This window comes from Methylorubrum extorquens (assembly GCF_024169925.1).
Lineage (GTDB): Bacteria > Pseudomonadota > Alphaproteobacteria > Rhizobiales > Beijerinckiaceae > Methylobacterium > Methylobacterium extorquens_A.
This window is the reverse complement of record NZ_JALJXF010000001.1, coordinates 1,473,926-1,490,550: the sequence shown is the minus strand read 5'-3', so window position 1 is coordinate 1,490,550 and position 16,625 is coordinate 1,473,926. Positions and strand designations below refer to the sequence as shown.

General features: G+C 68.2%; 11 protein-coding genes and 2 pseudogenes. 8 read left to right on the top strand and 5 right to left on the bottom strand.

What is annotated here, in order from left to right; genetic code table 11:
• Window positions 1-12 precede the first annotated feature (12 nt).
• Window positions 13-207 (bottom strand): annotated as a pseudogene (locus J2W78_RS07150) (IS5/IS1182 family transposase); the annotation flags it as partial.
• Window positions 208-1,411: 1,204 nt separating this feature from the next.
• On the opposite strand from J2W78_RS07150, the gene J2W78_RS07145 reads away from it, so the two are divergent.
• The 7 genes from J2W78_RS07145 (at window position 1,412) to J2W78_RS07110 (ending at window position 10,189) form a co-directional block, all read left to right on the top strand.
• Window positions 1,412-1,501 (top strand): K(+)-transporting ATPase subunit F, encoded by a 90-nt coding sequence (locus tag J2W78_RS07145; RefSeq protein WP_253369264.1) that lies wholly within the window; start codon window positions 1,412-1,414, stop codon window positions 1,499-1,501.
• Window positions 1,502-1,525: 24 nt separating this feature from the next.
• Window positions 1,526-3,241 carry a potassium-transporting ATPase subunit KdpA gene (gene kdpA / locus J2W78_RS07140; RefSeq protein ID WP_253369262.1) on the top strand — a complete coding sequence of 572 codons (1,716 nt, stop codon included), beginning with the start codon at window positions 1,526-1,528 and terminating at the stop codon, window positions 3,239-3,241.
• 261 nt (window positions 3,242-3,502) lie between these two features.
• Entirely contained in the window at window positions 3,503-5,593 is a 2,091-nt protein-coding gene (gene kdpB, locus J2W78_RS07130) for a potassium-transporting ATPase subunit KdpB (RefSeq protein ID WP_253369258.1), read from the top strand.
• 24 nt (window positions 5,594-5,617) lie between these two features.
• Complete coding sequence (locus J2W78_RS07125; RefSeq protein WP_253369256.1) at window positions 5,618-6,223, top strand: K(+)-transporting ATPase subunit C; 606 nt, start codon at window positions 5,618-5,620, stop codon at window positions 6,221-6,223.
• A gap of 9 nt (window positions 6,224-6,232) precedes the next feature.
• A complete protein-coding gene (locus J2W78_RS07120; RefSeq protein WP_253369254.1) occupies window positions 6,233-8,953 on the top strand; it encodes a sensor histidine kinase in 2,721 nt (906 codons plus the stop codon).
• Entirely contained in the window at window positions 8,950-9,696 is a 747-nt protein-coding gene (locus J2W78_RS07115) for a response regulator (RefSeq protein ID WP_253369251.1), read from the top strand. Before J2W78_RS07120 ends, J2W78_RS07115 begins: the two co-directional genes overlap by 4 nt.
• A gap of 31 nt (window positions 9,697-9,727) precedes the next feature.
• Window positions 9,728-10,189, top strand: a complete 462-nt coding sequence (locus J2W78_RS07110) for a PTS sugar transporter subunit IIA (RefSeq protein WP_253369250.1) — start codon at window positions 9,728-9,730, stop codon at window positions 10,187-10,189.
• A 209-nt stretch (window positions 10,190-10,398) separates the two neighbouring features.
• Here J2W78_RS07110 and J2W78_RS07105 read toward each other — a convergent pair whose 3' ends face one another.
• The gene (locus J2W78_RS07105) at window positions 10,399-10,635 is read right to left on the bottom strand and encodes a hypothetical protein (RefSeq protein ID WP_253369249.1); all 237 of its coding nucleotides are present in this window, start codon (window positions 10,633-10,635) and stop codon (window positions 10,399-10,401) included.
• A 235-nt stretch (window positions 10,636-10,870) separates the two neighbouring features.
• Between J2W78_RS07105 and J2W78_RS07100 the strand changes: the two genes are divergently transcribed.
• Window positions 10,871-11,404 carry a hypothetical protein gene (locus tag J2W78_RS07100; protein ID WP_253369247.1) on the top strand — a complete coding sequence of 178 codons (534 nt, stop codon included), beginning with the start codon at window positions 10,871-10,873 and terminating at the stop codon, window positions 11,402-11,404.
• A 198-nt stretch (window positions 11,405-11,602) separates the two neighbouring features.
• On the opposite strand, the gene J2W78_RS07095 is transcribed toward J2W78_RS07100, so the two are convergent.
• From J2W78_RS07095 to J2W78_RS07085, 3 genes and pseudogenes are all read right to left on the bottom strand, one after another.
• Window positions 11,603-12,415, bottom strand: a complete 813-nt coding sequence (locus tag J2W78_RS07095; protein WP_253368204.1) for an IS5-like element ISMex40 family transposase — start codon at window positions 12,413-12,415, stop codon at window positions 11,603-11,605.
• Between the two features lie 60 nt (window positions 12,416-12,475).
• Window positions 12,476-13,734 (bottom strand): annotated as a pseudogene (locus tag J2W78_RS07090) (IS3 family transposase); the annotation flags it as partial.
• 271 nt (window positions 13,735-14,005) lie between these two features.
• Window positions 14,006-16,465, bottom strand: a complete 2,460-nt coding sequence (locus J2W78_RS07085; RefSeq protein ID WP_253369245.1) for a TonB-dependent receptor — start codon at window positions 16,463-16,465, stop codon at window positions 14,006-14,008.
• Between the last annotated feature and the right edge of the window lie 160 nt (window positions 16,466-16,625).

The following is a 16,625-nucleotide window of genomic DNA, read 5'->3' as shown; positions in this document are numbered from 1 at the left end:
ATGCAACCCCATACGTCCCATCGGGGCGAGTTGCGCCCGGTCGCTGCCGACGTTGGTCACGTCGTGACCCACGATCAGGTGATGCTCGGCATCGACCGCAGCCTGGACGTTGTAGCCGACCAAGCCGGTGCCCTTGCCGCTGGTCGCCATGGAGCGCGCGTCGGGATCGGTCAGCGAGACCTGGCTGTCGGGTGCAGCCTCGACCTGCCGGCCCCTCGTTTGGAGAACCAGTCCGGCCCATGCGTGCCCGCGCCGGACGGCTCGATTTTCTTCAAGAAGGCAAAGGACATGACGAACCTCGGGTTTGGCGCGGCCACGGGACGGACGGTGACCCACGGCGTCATCCAAGCGTCCGTATGGTACCGGCACGAAGGATGGGATGTCGGGGAATGGAAGACCGGAATGGGTCTTCGAGCGGGCGTGGCCTCGACGCTAAAACGGCTCGCATAAGGAAACGAGATGGATTGCGGGCGCGCGAAACAAGGAAGTCATCAGGAGCGCGCGAAGGGAGCGGCAAGGCCCATGTTGCGGGCATAAAACCCTTGCGCCCCTCCTGGCGCCCGGCTTGGCCACGCCGCCCATTGACGCCGCGCCCCGTCGACCGGTCCTTATGACTTACCTATGCCGGAGGCCCCGTCTTCGTCTTGTTCCCTAATGGGGTAACGAGGACCTCTCGCTCCACCGGGCCATCGCCCGCGTGGAGCACCTAAACGACCGTTTTCCGGCACATCGCCGCCGAGTGCAGGGCCGACCGCGTCTTCGCCCTCATGATCCTGGGCCTCGGTTCGTGTTTGGCCTTGTCCCTCGCGCTGCTCGCCCTGAACGTCCTCGACCTATTGCCCGCGTCTTGAGCGCCGGGTCGCATCGCGGCCTGCGGGCTCGCCTCGCCGGCATCACGCCCCGCTTCCCGTCCGGCCCCGATCCCCGCAAGCCGGAGGATACCAGTGCCTGCACCGCGGACTACCGTCGCGTCGGCGGGCGCTGCCCGGCCTGCGGCGGGCCCTACAGCGGTTTCGAGGGGCGCGGACACGGGCGTGATCCAGGTGGACCGCACCATGTGGCGCGCCGCCTGCCCGAAAGCCATGCTCGTCGATGCGCCCGGTGCCTGCCAGGAGTTGCAGGCCGCCTAACGTCCGACGACGCGCCAAGGGATGCCCCGGACGAAGCCCGGAATCGGGCCGATCCTAATGAGTCCCTTATGGGATCGCCTCCCTTTCCGTCTCGAACCCTAACGCGGTTCCCGTCCACATTCGGGATGGGCCCAGGTCGGCCGTGGGACGCCCGCGACCGACGGGTCGAACGGATACGGACATCCCATGCTCGACATCGTCTTCATCGCCGCCGGCCTCGCCGTCTTCGGCCTGGTCGCCGGCTACACCGCGCTCTGCGAGCGCCTCTGAGGCACGCCGCAATGACCCTCGACCTCGCCCTCGGCGCCCTCGTGACCGCCGGGCTCCTCGCCTACCTCACTTACGCCCTCGTCCGCCCCGAGCGGTTCTGAGCGGCTGAGCACGGACCACGTCCCATGACACTCAACGGATGGATGCAGATCGCGCTTTACGGCGCGGTCGTCCTGGCGCTCGTGAAGCCGCTCGGTCTCTACATGACCCGCGTCTTCGACGGCGAGCGCACCTTCCTCTCACCCGTGCTCGGCCCCATCGAGCGCGGGCTCTTCCGCGTCTCCGGCATCGACGCCCGCCAGGAGCAGACCTGGCTCGGCTACGCCGGGGCGATGGTCGTGTTCAACCTTCTCGGCTTCGTCCTGCTCTACGCCATCCTGCGCCTGCAGGCGGTGCTGCCGCTGAACCCGGCCGACCAGGCCGCGGTCGCGCCGGATCTGGCCTTCAACACGTCGACGAGTTTCGTCACCAACACGAACTGGCAGTCCTACGGCGGCGAGACTACGCTGTCGTACCTCAGCCAGATGCTGGGGCTGACGCACCAGAACTTCGTGTCGGCGGCCTCCGGCATGGCGGTCGCGGTGGCGCTGATCCGCGGGTTCGCGCGCGCCTCCACGAAGACCCTGGGCTCGTTCTGGGTCGATATGACCCGTGCCACCCTCTACGTGCTGCTGCCGCTCTGCCTTCTGATCGCGCTGTTCCTGGTCTCCCAGGGCATACCGCAGACGCTCTCCCCTTACGTCGAGGCCACCACGCTGGAGGGCGCCAAGCAGACCATCGCGGTCGGGCCGGTCGCCAGTCAGGTCGCCATCAAGATGCTCGGCACCAACGGCGGCGGCTTCTTCAACGCCAATGCCGCCCACCCCTTCGAGAACCCGACCGCACTCTCGAACCTCCTGCAGATGATCGCGATCTTCGCCATCGGCGCAGCCCTGACCAACGTCTTCGGCCGCATGGTCGGCGACGAGCGCCAGGGCTGGGCGATCCTGGCCGCCATGGGCCTGCTCTTCATCGTCGGCGTCGCCGTGACCTATTGGGCCGAGGCCAACGCCCACGGCGTCCTGTCGAACCTCGGCCTGACCGGCGGCAACATGGAGGGCAAGGAGGTCCGTTTCGGCATTGCCGCCTCCGCCCTGTTCGCCGTGATCACCACCGCCGCGTCCTGCGGCGCGGTCAACGCCATGCATGACTCCTTCACCGCGCTCGGCGGCCTGATCCCGCTGCTCAACATGCAGCTCGGCGAGGTCATCATCGGCGGCGTCGGGGCCGGCCTCTACGGCATGCTGATCTTCGTCGTCGTGGCGATCTTCGTGGCCGGGCTGATGGTCGGACGTACGCCCGAGTATCTCGGCAAGAAGATCGAGGCCAAGGAAGTGAAGATGGCCGTGCTCGGCATCCTCTGCCTGCCGCTGATGATGTTGGGCTTCACGGCGCTTGCGACCGTGGTACCCGCCGGTCTCGCTGGTCCCGCCAATGCCGGGCCGCACGGCTTCTCGGAAATCCTCTACGCCTACACCTCGGCAGCAGCCAACAACGGCTCGGCCTTGGGCGGGCTCACGGCCAACACCCTGTTCTACAACACCACCCTCGCCATCGGCATGCTGGTGGGCCGGTTCTTCGTGAAGATCCCGGTGCTGGCGATCGCGGGTTCGCTCGCCGCCAAGAAACGGGCTCCGGCGTCCGCCGGCACCTTCCCGACCCACGGCGGCCTGTTCATCGGTCTGCTCGTCGGCGTGGTGCTGATCATGGGCGGCCTGACGTTCTTCCCGTCGCTCGCGCTCGGACCCGTGGTCGAGCACCTCGCCGGCGCGGCGGGGCAGACCTTCGGCACGGGGGGCTGAGATGCCCCGCAGTCTCCCGAACCGGCGCATCCCGCGCCATCACCTGATGCCGCACCGGCCACCAAATCACAGCTCCCAAGGCGCCAGGGCGAAGCCCGTGCGTACCTCGGACCTCGTGCTGGCCCTCCTCGGCGTCGTCCTGCTCGGGGGCCTCGCCCTCGGCACAGCCTTCACCCTGGCCGCCGGCGCGACCGCCCCCTGAAACGGCAAAGCCCGGCAACGCTCGCCGGGCCTCCTCGCCCTCTCCGGACCCCCGAACCCATGTCCCGTAAGAACTCATCGCTCTTCAGCGCCGCCCTCGTCGGGCCGGCCCTCGTCGGCTCCGTCAGGAAGCTCGACCCCCGCTCTATGATCCGCAACCCGGTCATGTTCGTGGTCGAGGTCGTCGCCGCACTCACCACCGTGCTCTTCGTCCGCGACCTCGTCACCGGCGGCGCCAACCTGTTCTTTTCCGGCCAGATCATCCTCTGGCTCTGGTTCACCCTGATCTTCGCCAACTTTGCCGAGGCGCTCGCCGAAGGCCGGGGCAAGGCCCAGGCCGACAGCCTGCGCCGTACCCGGACCGAGATGACGGCTAAGCGCCTGACCGGGCAGGGACGCAATTACAAGACGGTGTCCGGCACCTCGCTCAAGGTCGGTGACATCGTCCTCGTGGAAGCGGGCGACCTGATCCCGTCCGACGGCGAGGTCATCGAGGGCGTCGCCTCGGTCAACGAAGCCGCCATCACGGGCGAGTCCGCCCCCGTCATCCGGGAATCGGGCGGCGACCGCTCGGCGGTGACCGGCGGCACGCAGGTGCTCTCCGACGAGATCAAGGTCCGCATCACGGCGGCAGCCGGCTCGACCTTCGTCGACCGCATGATCGCGCTGGTCGAGGGCGCGGCCCGACAGAAGACCCCGAACGAGATCGCGCTCAACATCCTGCTCGCCGGCCTCACCATCGTCTTCGTCTTCTCGGTGGCGACCATCCCGAGCTTCGCGAGCTATGCCGGCGGGTCCATCCCCGTCATCGTCTTGGTCGCGCTCTTCGTCACGCTGATCCCCACCACCATCGGCGCGCTTCTCTCGGCCATCGGCATCGCCGGCATGGATCGGCTGGTGCGCTTCAACGTGCTCGCCATGTCGGGCCGCGCCGTCGAGGCCGCGGGCGACGTCGACACCCTGCTCCTCGACAAGACCGGCACCATCACGCTCGGCAACCGGCAGGCAACCGAGTTTCGGCCCGTCCGGGGCGTCTCCGAGCAGGACCTCGCCGACGCGGCGCAGCTTGCCTCGCTCGCCGACGAGACGCCTGAGGGCCGCTCCATCGTCGTGCTCGCCAAGGACAAGTACGGCATCCGGGCCCGCGACATGGCGGGCCTGAACGCCACCTTCGTGCCCTTCACGGCCCAGTCACGGATGTCGGGTGTCGACCTTGAGGGCTCGTCCATCCGCAAGGGCGCGGTCGACGCCATCATCGCCTCCGTTTCCGTGCAGCCGATGGCGACCCGCGGCTCCAGCGCGGCGCTGGCCTACCAGCCGGCCGCCGAGACCGAGGTCGTGGGACAGATCCGCGCCGTCGCCGAGGACATCGCCAAGGCCGGTGGCACCCCGCTCGCCGTGGCCAAGGACGGGCGCCTGCTCGGCGTGGTCTACCTCAAGGATATCGTGAAGGGCGGCATCCGCGAGCGCTTCGTGGAACTCCGCCGCATGGGTATCCGCACGGTGATGATCACCGGCGACAACCCGATGACCGCCGCGGCCATCGCGGCTGAGGCCGGGGTCGACGATTTCCTCGCCCAGGCGACCCCCGAGGACAAGCTCGCTCTGATCCGGAAGGAGCAGGCCGAGGGCAAGCTCGTCGCCATGTGCGGCGACGGCACCAACGACGCGCCGGCCCTGGCCCAAGCCGATGTCGGCGTCGCCATGAACACCGGCACGGTGGCGGCGCGCGAGGCCGGCAACATGGTCGACCTCGACAGCGACCCGACCAAGCTCATCGAGATCGTGGGCATCGGCAAGCAATTACTGATGACGCGCGGGGCGCTGACGACCTTCTCCATCGCCAACGACGTGGCCAAGTATTTCGCCATCATCCCAGCGATGTTCCTGACGCTGTACCCCCAGCTTCAGGCGCTCAACGTCATGGGCCTCGCCTCGCCGCAGAGCGCGATCCTCTCGGCCATCATCTTCAACGCGCTCGTCATCGTCGCCCTCATCCCGCTGGCGCTCCGAGGCGTGACCTACCGGCCGGTCGGGGCCGCCTCGCTCCTGCGGCGCAACCTCCTCATCTACGGCCTCGGCGGCGTCCTGGTGCCCTTCGTGGCCATCAAGGCTATCGACCTTGCCATCACCGCCCTCCATCTCGCCTGAAACAAAGGTCGAAGGAGACCTGCCATGCTGAACCAGCTTCGCCCAGCCCTCGTCCTGCTCGTCGCCCTGACGGCGGTCACCGGCCTTGCCTACCCCCTCGCCGTCACCGGCATCGCCGGCGCGGTCTTCCCCGCCAAGGCCGCCGGCAGCCTGGTCGAGCGCGACGGCAAGGTCGTTGGCTCAACCCTGATCGGTCAGAGCTTCACCGGCGAGGGCTACTTCCACGGCCGTCCCTCGGCCACCACCGCGGCAGACCCGGCCGACGCGAGCAAGACCGTACCGGCCCCCTACAACGCCGCCAACTCCGCCGGCTCGAACCTCGGGCCGACCAGCGCGGGGCTGGCCGAGCGCGTGAAAGGCGACCTCGACACCCTGCGCGGGCAGAACCCGGGTCAGCCGGTTCCGGTCGATCTCGTCACGACGAGCGGCTCGGGCCTCGACCCGGACGTCTCGCCCGAGGCCGCCCTGTTCCAGGTGCCCCGGGTCGCCAAGGCTCGCGGCCTGCCCGAGGACAAGCTTCACGACCTCGTCGCCGGCCAAGTCCAGGGCCGCACCCTCGGCCTCCTCGGCGAGCCGCGCGTCAACGTCCTGGCGCTCAACCTCGCCCTGGACGACCTCGCCAAGCGCTGAGAAGCGAACATGCCCGAGACCGGCCGCGACCCGAACCGCCCCTCGCCCGACGCGCTGCTCGAAGCCGCCCGCCGGGAGGAGCGGACGCGCGGCCGGCTCAAGGTCTTCCTCGGTGCCGCACCCGGCGTCGGCAAGACCTACGAGATGCTGACCATCGGACGCGCCCGGCTTAAGTCCGGCGCAGACGTTGTCGTCGGCGTGGTCGAGACCCACGGGCGGGCCGAAACCGAGGCGCTGCTCGACGGGTTCGAGGTCGTTCCGCGCCGCGCCGTGCCCTACCACGGCACCGTCCTGGATGAGATGGATCTCGACGCGCTGCTCGCCCGCCGGCCGCAGATCGCCCTCGTGGACGAGCTCGCCCACACCAACGCGCCGGGCTCGCGCCACCCGAAGCGCTACCAGGACGTCGAGGAGTTGCTCGACGCCGGCATCGACGTCCTGACCACGCTCAACATCCAGCACGTCGAGAGCCTCAACGACGTGGTGGCCTCCATCACCCGCATCCGGGTACGCGAGACGGTGCCCGACGGCGTGCTCGACCGGGCCGACGACATCGAGGTGGTCGACCTCAATCCCGACGACCTGATCGAGCGCCTGAAGGCCGGTAAAGTCTACGTTCCGACGAACGCCGAGCGGGCCCTGAAGCACTACTTCTCCCGCGGCAACCTGACGGCCCTGCGTGAACTCGCGTTGCGGCGCACCGCCGACCGGGTCGATGACGAGCTCCTCAGCCACATGCGGGCCAACGCCATCGCCGGTCCTTGGGCCGCGGGCGAGCGGGTTCTCGTCTGCGTCAGCGAGGACCCACGCTCGGCCGGCCTGGTGCGCTACGCCAAGCGCCTCGCCGACCGCCTGCACGCGCCCTGGACCGCCCTGGTCGTCGAGGGACCGCGCGCCGCCTTCCTGAGCGAAGCCGAGCGCGACCGGGTCGCGGAGGCGCTGCGGCTTGCCGACCAGCTCGGCGGCGACGCCGTCACCCTCCCGGGCGGGCGGCGCATCGCCGACGAAATCCTGGCTTACGCGCAGTCTGCCAACGTCAATCACATCGTCGTCGGCAAGGCGACGCGCTCCGGGCTGTTCGAGCTCGTCAACGGCTCGGTGGTGCACGACCTGGTTCGCCGCAGCGGCAACATCAGCGTCCACGTGGTCCCCGGCGAGGCCGTGCCGACCTCCGACGCGGGGGGGCGCCGGCCGGTGGCCACCGCCGCCACGCCCGCCACCTTCGATGCCCGAGGCTACGGCCTGGCGCTGCTCGCCACCGGCGCCGCGCTCGGGCTCGCCCTGCTGCTGGAGCCTTATACGGGCGTCGAGAACGCTGACCTGATGCTGCTCACCGCCGTCGTGGCGGTCGCCGTGCGCTGGGGGCTCGGCCCCTCACTCGTCGCGGTGGTGACCGCCTCGCTCTCCTACAACTTCTTCTTCCTGCCGCCGGTCTACACCCTCACCATCTCGGATCCGACCAACGTCGCAGCCTTCCTGCTCTTCACCGTGGTGGCGGTTTTGGTCTCGAACCTCGCCGCCCTGGCGCGCCGGACGGCCGTCGTCAGCCAGGGGCGGGCCAAGGCGACCGAACGGCTGTTCGGGTTCTCGCGCAAGCTCGCGGCCTGCGGGACGCTCGACGACGTGCTCTGGGCGACCTCGGCGCAGACCGCCGCCATGCTGAAGGTACGCGTCGTGTTGTTACTGCCGGACGACAAGGCCGTGACGGTGCGGGCCGGCTACCCACCCGAGGACATGCTGGACGAGGCCGACCTCGCCGCCGCGCAGTGGGCCTTCGACAACCATCGCCCCGCGGGGCGCGGCGCCGACACCCTGCCCGGGGCCAAGCGCCTGTTCCTGCCGATGCGCACCGGACGCGGCACAATCGGCGTGATCGGCCTCGACGCGGACGGCACAGGACCGATCCTGACGCCGGAAGCGCGACGTCTCCTCGACGCGCTGGCCGATATGGGCGCGCTCGCCATCGAGCGGGTTCGCCTCGTGGAGGATCTCGACCGGGCCGAGCGCGCCGCCGAGACCGACCGGCTACGCCAGGCGCTGCTGACCTCGATCAGCCACGACCTGCGCACCCCGCTGGCCTCCGTGCTCGGGGCGGCCACAACCCTGCGCGACCTCGACGCAGCACTGCCCCCGGAAGCCAAGACCGAGCTCCTGGCGACCATCATCGAGGAATCGGAGCGGTTGAACCGCTTCATCGTCAACCTTCTCGACATGACGCGACTGGAGGCTGGCGCCGTGGCGCCGAACCTCGCGCCCCAGGACGCGGCCGAGACCGTCGATACCGCCCTGCGGCGCACCCAGAAGGTCATGGCGGGCCACGTGGTCGCGGTCGAGATCGACCCCGACCTGCCGACCCTGCGGCTCGACCCGGTCCTGTTCGAGCAGGTGCTTGTCAACCTGCTCGACAACGCCGCCAAGTACGCGCCCGAGGGCTCGACCGTGACGGTTCGTGCCCGGCACGATGGCCAAGCGGTCTACATCGAGGTGCTGGACGAAGGCTTCGGCCTGCCCGAGGCGGACGTCGAGCGGGTGTTCGACAAGTTCTACCGGGTCCGGAAAAGCGACCACGTCCGGGCCGGCACCGGGCTCGGCCTCGCCATCTCCCGCGGGTTTGTCGAGGCGATGGGCGGCACCATCACCGCCGGCAACCGCCGCGACCGGCTGGGGGCCGTTTTCACAGTGACGCTCCCGGTCCCGGCACGGACAACGCCAAGGGAAATCGCCGCATGAGCCCGACCATCCTCGTCATCGACGACGAGCCCCCGATCCGCAAGCTGCTGCGCATGGGCCTGTCCACGCAGGGGTATGCTATCTTGGAGGCCCCGAACGCCGCCATCGCCCTTGAGGTGCTCGGTCGCGAAAGCCCGGACCTCGTCATCCTCGATCTCGGCCTACCTGACATGCGCGGGCACGACTTGCTCCGCGCGATCCGGGTAAGCCACCCCGGGCTGCCGGTGGTGGTACTGTCGAGCCGGGACGACGAGGGTGGCAAGGTCGAGGCGCTCGACCTCGGCGCGGACGACTACGTGACGAAGCCCTTCGGCATGGCCGAACTACTCGCCCGTCTGCGCGCAGCGCTACGCCATCAACTGGCCGCCCGTGGCGAGCGCCCCGTTTTCCGGGTCGACGGCCTCTCCGTCGACCTCGTGCGGCGCATAGTGAAGGTTGACGACGCCGAGGTGAAGCTGACCCCGAGGGAGTACGACTTCCTGCGGGTTCTCGTGCTGCACGCCGGCAAGGTGCTGACGCATGCCCAGCTCATGCACGAGGTCTCGGTCTCGTCGGAACCGCAGTACCTGCGGGTCTACATGCGCCAGCTCCGACAGAAGCTGGAGGCTGACCCGGAGCGACCGCGCATCCTTCTCACCGAAACCGGCGTCGGCTATCGACTGAGGGCCCCCGACGACGAACCGAACCTCAAGCTGCGCGCGGCGAACGACGCCAAGTCGTCGGCGACGGAGACGAGCTCTTGAAACCCAGCCCCGCAGGTAGCTGGCAGACGCAATGACTATCCACGACATCCTCGCACCAGCGGACGTGGTCCACGGCCTGCGCGCCTCCGGCAAGACCGCCCTCCTCGACGATCTAGCCCGACGCGCGGCCCGGTCCCTCGACTTGGATGCCGGCACGATCCTCGGTGCCCTCGTCCGCCGGGAGGGGCTTGGCTCGACCGGGGTCGGCGATGGCGTGTCGCTTCCGCATGCGCGGCTGGAGACGGTGCGGAAGCCGTTCGGCTTGCTGGCGCGCCTGCGAGATCCACTCGATTTCGATGCGGTCGACGAGCGGCCTGTGGACCTCGTCTTCCTACTGCTGCTGCCAATCGGCGACGGTGGAGAAAACTTGAACGCCCTGGCCTGCGTGGCGCGCAAGCTCAGGGACCCGGCGTCCGCCAAGGCCCTAAGGGGCGCGCGGGACGCGGCTAGCCTCTATGCGTTGGTCAGCGCCCGAGCAACCGGCAAGGTGTGAGGCGAGGCGCAGCTTGCGGGCGCCCTGCACCTCCATACGCCGATGGCCGGGACCACCCGAACCGTGTCCAAGCAGCGCCCGGGCTTTCAGCCCAGATTGAGGGATACTGTGCCGAGGTTGCCGAACCTGGAGACGGGAAACCCATACGGTCGACGACAAGATGGATATGGGATGCCGGGGCCGACCTCTCCAGGGCGTCGGCCATGACGTCAGATGCGCAGTTCGATTCGCTTCTCGGACAGGAGCACGGCGTCGGGCCGGTGGTCGGTCTCGTCCTCGGCGTAGTCGACCGCGGCCTTGCAGCTCCGGAACAAGCCGCCGGCGCGCCCGTGGATCTCGATTGCGACCCAATGGCCTTCCGGGTTCTGGCCGACGATGAACCGTGCCGCGTCCGAAGCGGAGGCCTGGACATGGATGGCGGCGACTTGAACGGTGGTAGACATCATGTCTCTGGGGCTCGCGCGGTCTTCGGGTGACCGCGTCCCTTATCTGCGCCCGACCGCATTAGGGTTCGAGCGGGAAGCGGAGCCAATCTCATAAGCGTCCCGTTAGGATTCCGGTCACCGGCAATCCGTGCCCTCGAAATCCGACGGCCCATCGACCACCTGGGTGCCAAGGCCGGTCGACCCGGCGAGGTTGGGGGCAGGCGTGCGTAAGCTGGCGTTACCGGATGGTCGCGGGATGTGGCTCCCCCTTGGGTTGGCGCTCCTGTTCGTCCTCCTTATCTTCGCCGGCTTCCACCTGACCCGGGCCACGACCCTGACCATCGCGGTCGCCCCGAACGGCGGCACCGAGCCGACGCTCCTGCGGGCCTACGCCGACGAACTCGCCCGGCGGAAGCTCGCCGTCCGCCTCAAGGTCGTCGCGTTCGGCGGGGTGCGCGAGAGCGCCGAGGCGCTGAGAACCGGCAATGCCGACCTCGCGGTGGTCAGGCCCGACGTGTCGATGCCGGGGAACGGCCTTACGCTCGCCGTCCTGCGTGAACTCGCCGCCTTCGTGGTGGCGCCGGGCGCCTCCGGGGTCAAGGCAGTCCCGGACCTGGCGGGCAAGCGACTGGGCATGCTGGCAAGCCGAACCGCCGACCGGACGCTGCTGCGTGATCTGCTCGCACACCATGGGCTTCAGCTCGTCTTCAACGCACCGGCCGCCGGAATGGGCGGCAAAACCGTCGCGTTGGTTCCGGTGGAAGAATCCGGCCTGTCCGTCGTCAGATGATTTGGGACATTCAGCGGTGTTCAGGAGCGGAGGCTCTGGTCCATTTGGGGTAAGAGGTTAGGCGGCCTGCGCGTGGTGGCGCAAGCGGCGATCCATCAGGGTCTGGCGCTTGATGCGTTCCCGCTCGGCCAGGATTCCTTCGCCGCGTCCGAAGGAGACGTCAGCGGGCGTGAGGTTGCTCAGAGTCCGTCCGATAAGTCACGAAGCGCGTCCGAGGCGTCGGACGAGGATCATGGCAGCGGCGGCGTAGAGGAAGGCTTGGGCCGAGGCGAGGGTGGCCTCCGGATCCTTCCAGAGGCGGCGATTGCGGCTGATCCAGGCGAAGAAGCGCTCGACGACCCAGCGGCGCGGGTGAACGGCGAAGCCGACCTGCCCGGGTGGCTTGCGCACGATCGCGACGGTGATGCTCGTGGCCGTGGCGGGTCGGTCTCCGGCATAGCCAGCATCGGCGAACGCCTTGGTGATGAACGGGAAGGTGCGACGCGACAAACGCAGCACCGGCACCGCTCCGTCGCGATCCTGTACGTCGGCGGGCTGCGGATCGAGGACGAGGGCACGCCCGTCCGTGTCGACCAGAGCTTGGCGCTTACGGCCCTTCACCTTCTTGCCGGCATCGTAGCCGCGCGGCCCGCCGCTCTCGGTGGTCTTGATGCTCTGGCTATCCAGAACCGCCGCCGACGGCGAAGCCTCGCGTCCGACCCGTTCACGGTCAGCCATGACGAGGTGGTGGTTGATCCGGCCGAACAGGCCGTCGTCGCGCCAGCGGCTGAAGTAGCCGTAGGTGGTCGAGCGGGGTGGCAGATCCTTGGGGATCAGCCGCCACGCGATCCCGCCGCGCAGCACGTAGAAGATCGCGTTCAGGATCTCCCGCATCGTCCAGACCGGCGGACGCCCGCACGGTGCAGGCTTGGGCATCAGCGGCTCGACCACAGCCCACTCGGCATCCGTCAGGTCGGTTTCGTAGCGCAGGCCCGAGCGGCTATGCTGCCGCCGGGTAGTCGGGGTCCACATGGCACTTCCAGGTCAGGCTTCAGCACCCTTCTGGAAGCATCGCCATCCCGGCCACTCAACCCCAAACTCAACCCTTATCGGACGGGTTCTCAGGCTTTCATGGGCTCGGGCATGGTTGTAGTGTTCGACGAAGTCGGCAACCTGCGTCTCCAGCTCGCCGGGCACGTAGGCGTGTTCGAGCAGGATGCGGTTCTTGAGCGTCTGATGCCAACACTCGATCTTGCCCTGCGTTTGAGGATGGCATGGCACATCGCGGATGTGGGTCATGCCCCGAATGCCGAGCCAGTCAGCCAGGTCGCTGGCGACGTAGCTCGGCCCGTTGTCGGAGAGCAGGCGTGGCCGCGGCATCACCCGCGCCTGATCGAACCCAGCCGCACCCAGCGCCAGGTCGAGCGTGGCGGTGACGTCGCTGGCCTGCATCGTCGTGCACAGCTTCCAGGCGACGATGTAGCGTGAGAAGTCGTCCAGGACCGTCGACAGGTAGTACCAGCCCCAGCCAACGACCTTCAGGTAGGTGAGTCCGTCTGCCAAAGCTGGTCGGGCGCGGTGGTCTTATCGCGGTACTCGTCGGCAGCCTTGATGACGATACAGGCCGGGCTGGTGATCAGGTCCTGAGACTTGAGCAACCGGTAGACGGTCGCTTCCGAGACGAAGTAGCGGCGCGCGTCGGTGGAGCGCACCGCCAGCGCACGCGGACTGAGTTCAGGCTGCTCCAGAGCCAAGGCAACGATCTGCTCGCGGATCTCCGCAGGTAGACGGTTCCAGACCCGGCTCGGCTGCGAAGGTTGGTCATTCAACGCCTCGGGGCCGCCGCGCTGGTAGGCGTCGTACCAGCGGTAAAACGTCGAGCGCGTGATGCCGAGCTTGTCCAGGGTGGCACGCACCGGCAGGTGGGATTGCTCGACCAGCCGGATAATCTCCAGCCTCTCGGGGGCCGGGTACCTCATGCCTCGTCGTCCCCAGCCCCGCTCATGCCTTTTTTAAAGCAGACGGTTCTCCAGGACGAGATCAGCTACGACCTCCTTCAGCGCCCCCGCTTCGCGACGTAGATCCCGCACCTCATCCGTGGTGGCCGCACGAGCCGTGTCGCCAGACAGGCGCTTCTTGCCAGCCTCCAGGAACTCCTTGGACCAGCCGTAGTACATCGAGGCGGCGATACCCTCACGTCGGCACAACTCGGCGATGCTGTCCTCGCCACACAAGCCTTCCAGTACGACGCGGATCTTCTCCTCGGACGAGAACTGCCGACGTGTGGCCCGACGGATGTCCTTGATCACCGCTTCTGCCGGCTTCTTGGCCGGTCCGGATGTCTGCTTCATGTTCGCTCCTCAGGGGCTACGATGAACCAGCCATCCTCCGTTCCTGAAGACCCTCATTCTGTCCCACAGGTGCTGACGTCGGACAGCTGCCGTAGTCGAATGCGCTCGGTGCTCGAAGCTGTGGAAGCCGACCGCCGTGGCGCTCTCACCGCCGCCCTCACGGTTGCGCATGGCGTTGCATCCCGTTGCGCAATCTCAAGGCATCGATCGTGACAGGAACTGTCACGAGGATGGGGCGGCTTCATGCCCGAAGGAGGCCGCCCCGTCATGGTCAGAAATCGAGCTGCGCCGACAGCAGAACGGTCCGCGGCGTGCCGAGCGTCAGGAGACCGAGACCGGTGGAAGCCCAGTAATCGGAGCCGAACACGTTGACGACGTTGGCGCGCAGCGTCACCGGCTTTCCCCACGAGCCGAGGAAGGTGTAGCGCAGGCCGGCATCGAAGCGGGTCCAGTCCGGAATGTTTTGGGTGTTGCCCTGATCGTAGAACTGGCGCGCGGTGTGGATGACGCGGCCCGTCGCGGTCAGGCCCGGCAGCAGCCAAGGCGGCAGGTCCACCTCGCCGTAGAGGTTGAGCGCGAAGGCCGGTACCCCCGGTGCCACCCGCCCGTCGAACGCCCCTCCGGCGGTGTTCACCAGGCGCCCGTCGATGAAGGAGGCGCCGCCGATCAGCCGCACCCCGGGCAGCGGTTCGCCGAACAGGTTGAACTCCAAGCCGCGGTTGCGCTGGAGGCCGTTGGCCGCGAAGACGCCGGTCACGGCGTCCAGGAAGGCGCTCGGCCGATGGATCTCGAACAGCGCGACGGAGGCGCCGACGGTCCCGAAATCATACTTGATGCCGACCTCCTTCTGGTCGGCGACGATGGGAGCCAGAACGTCGCTCGCATTCGCGGCGACCAGCGGCGTGTTCGGTGAGATCAGGGCCTCGACGTAGTTTCCATAGAGCGACAGGTTTTCGATCGGCTTCACGACCAGCGCGACCGCGGGCGTGAACGCCGTGTTGTCGTAGCTTGACGTGATTTGTCCGAAGGACGGAGTTCCGGGCCTGAAGCCGAAACCCTTCGCGGCCAGCTGCTGCACCCGTCCGCCGATCGTGAGCAACACGCGATCGTCCAGCGAAGACAGCGTGTCGGCGATTGAGACGCTTCGATAGGTCTGCCCGTTGAAGCGGGTGCCGATGTCGATGTCGGTAAACGTGGCCGGGACGGAACTCGGATTGGAGAAGTTGGCGCTGCCGCCCGGAAGGAACTGGAAGGCTTTGGGGAAGCTCGTCTCGGCCCAGAAGCCGGTGGCCGAGAGCGTCGCGTTGTGGCGGATCGGGCCGGTCACGAAACGGGTGCGCAGCCCGGCATCCGCCGTATAGGTCGTGAAGTCGGCCACCCGACGCACGAGCAGATCGTCGAATTCCCCGTTCGAGGATGTGATCGACTTGTAGCTGGCGAACGCGTCCTCGGCGGTGTGCCCTGCACCGAAGCCGGCAAACAGGGTCGTGTCGTCGGTCAGGTCATACTCGAAGCGCGTGGCGCCCAAAACGGATTTGACCTGATGATACAGGCCCGGTCGGCCGAGGTTACTCGACAATCTCGGCGCCCTCGGGATGTCTATGCCGGGGAAAGCCTCGATGAAGCCGCGGTTCCGCTGATAGAAGGTATCCTGGTACGCGAGATCGAACGACATGCGGAAGCGGTCGCCGCGGTAATCGACGCCGAGCGAGCCGAAGCCCAATTGCAGCCGCTCGCGGTCGATCGCGGTCTCGCCGCGCTGAAAGACGCCGTTGGCGCGCACGCCCCACTCGCCCGTCGGGCCGAACCGGCGGCCGATGTCCACCGCCGTGCCGAGCTGACCTTGCGAGATGAAGAAGGGCGTGATGCGCGTCAGCGGCTCCTCGTAGGCGCGCTTGGGGATGAGGTTGATGCTGCCGCCGACGCCGCCATTGGGCGCGGCGGCGTTGACGAGCGCGCTCGGCCCCTTGAGCACCTCGACCCGCTCGATGTTGTAGATCGGCGGTCGGCGAACATCGGTGATGCCGAACAGGCCGTCGAAGCCGATATCGAGAGACAGGACGTCGAAGCCGCGGATGAACAGCGAGGTGCCCGGCGCGTCGCTGAGCGAGGACACCGCCCGCACCGACGGATCGTTCTCGATCACGTCGATCAACCCTTGCGCCTGCTGATCGCGGATCAGCTTGGACGTGTAGCCCGCTGTGTTGAACGGCGTGTCGAAGACGTTGCGGTTGCCGAGCACGCCGAGCCGCGCCCCCGAGCCGACCTGCCCGCCCGCATAGGGCACCGGCGGCTGTCCCATGGTCCCGGTCGGCGGGGGCAGGCCCGCGGCCTGCGCGCGACCCCGGCCCTGGCCTTCGACCGACAGTTCCTCGAGCGTCACCGCGTTGGCTGGCGCGGGGCCGAGCTGGACGTAGCGCGGATTGACCAGGGTGATCGTGGACGGGCCGGCCGAGCGATAGGTCAGGCCCGTGCCTTCGAGGATCCTGGCAAGCGCCTCCAGCGGCCGGAACTCACCCTCGGCGCCCAGCGTGACCAGACCCTCGGTCAGGGTAGTCTGGTAGGCCAGCTTGAGCCGCATCTGCCTGGCGAGCGCCGTCAGGGCGGGCTCCAGCGGACCCGGCGGGATCGCGACGCGGTGCCGGTTTGCTGCGGCATCGAGCGAGGCCGAGACGATATCAGTTGCGATGGGGACGATGCTGATTTTGTCCACCTCGCGTGCGGATGCCATGCCGACGAGCGCCGTCAGAGAGACGCCCGCAAGGGCCGCAAGCCGCAGCCGCCCGACCCAAACCGTTTGCTCCCGCACCGCCATAGCCCGCCTCGATTCCATCACTCCATCGGGACGGATGCGCTTCGCGCTTTCTCGTCCCTGGAACGGTAGACAGTCG

Excerpts from the sequence above, each read along its gene's own strand:
- J2W78_RS07145 (WP_253369264.1), top strand. The coding sequence starts at position 1,412 with ATGACCCTCGACCTCGCCCTCGGCGCCCTCGTGACCGCCGGGCTCCTC.
- kdpA (WP_253369262.1), top strand. The coding sequence starts at position 1,526 with ATGACACTCAACGGATGGATGCAGATCGCGCTTTACGGCGCGGTCGTC.
- kdpB (WP_253369258.1), top strand. The coding sequence starts at position 3,503 with ATGTCCCGTAAGAACTCATCGCTCTTCAGCGCCGCCCTCGTCGGGCCG.
- J2W78_RS07125 (WP_253369256.1), top strand. The coding sequence starts at position 5,618 with ATGCTGAACCAGCTTCGCCCAGCCCTCGTCCTGCTCGTCGCCCTGACG.
- J2W78_RS07120 (WP_253369254.1), top strand. The coding sequence starts at position 6,233 with ATGCCCGAGACCGGCCGCGACCCGAACCGCCCCTCGCCCGACGCGCTG.
- J2W78_RS07115 (WP_253369251.1), top strand. The coding sequence starts at position 8,950 with ATGAGCCCGACCATCCTCGTCATCGACGACGAGCCCCCGATCCGCAAG.
- J2W78_RS07110 (WP_253369250.1), top strand. The coding sequence starts at position 9,728 with ATGACTATCCACGACATCCTCGCACCAGCGGACGTGGTCCACGGCCTG.
- J2W78_RS07105 (WP_253369249.1), bottom strand. The coding sequence starts at position 10,635 with ATGATGTCTACCACCGTTCAAGTCGCCGCCATCCATGTCCAGGCCTCC.
- J2W78_RS07100 (WP_253369247.1), top strand. The coding sequence starts at position 10,871 with ATGTGGCTCCCCCTTGGGTTGGCGCTCCTGTTCGTCCTCCTTATCTTC.
- J2W78_RS07095 (WP_253368204.1), bottom strand. The coding sequence starts at position 12,415 with ATGTGGACCCCGACTACCCGGCGGCAGCATAGCCGCTCGGGCCTGCGC.
- J2W78_RS07085 (WP_253369245.1), bottom strand. The coding sequence starts at position 16,465 with ATGGCATCCGCACGCGAGGTGGACAAAATCAGCATCGTCCCCATCGCA.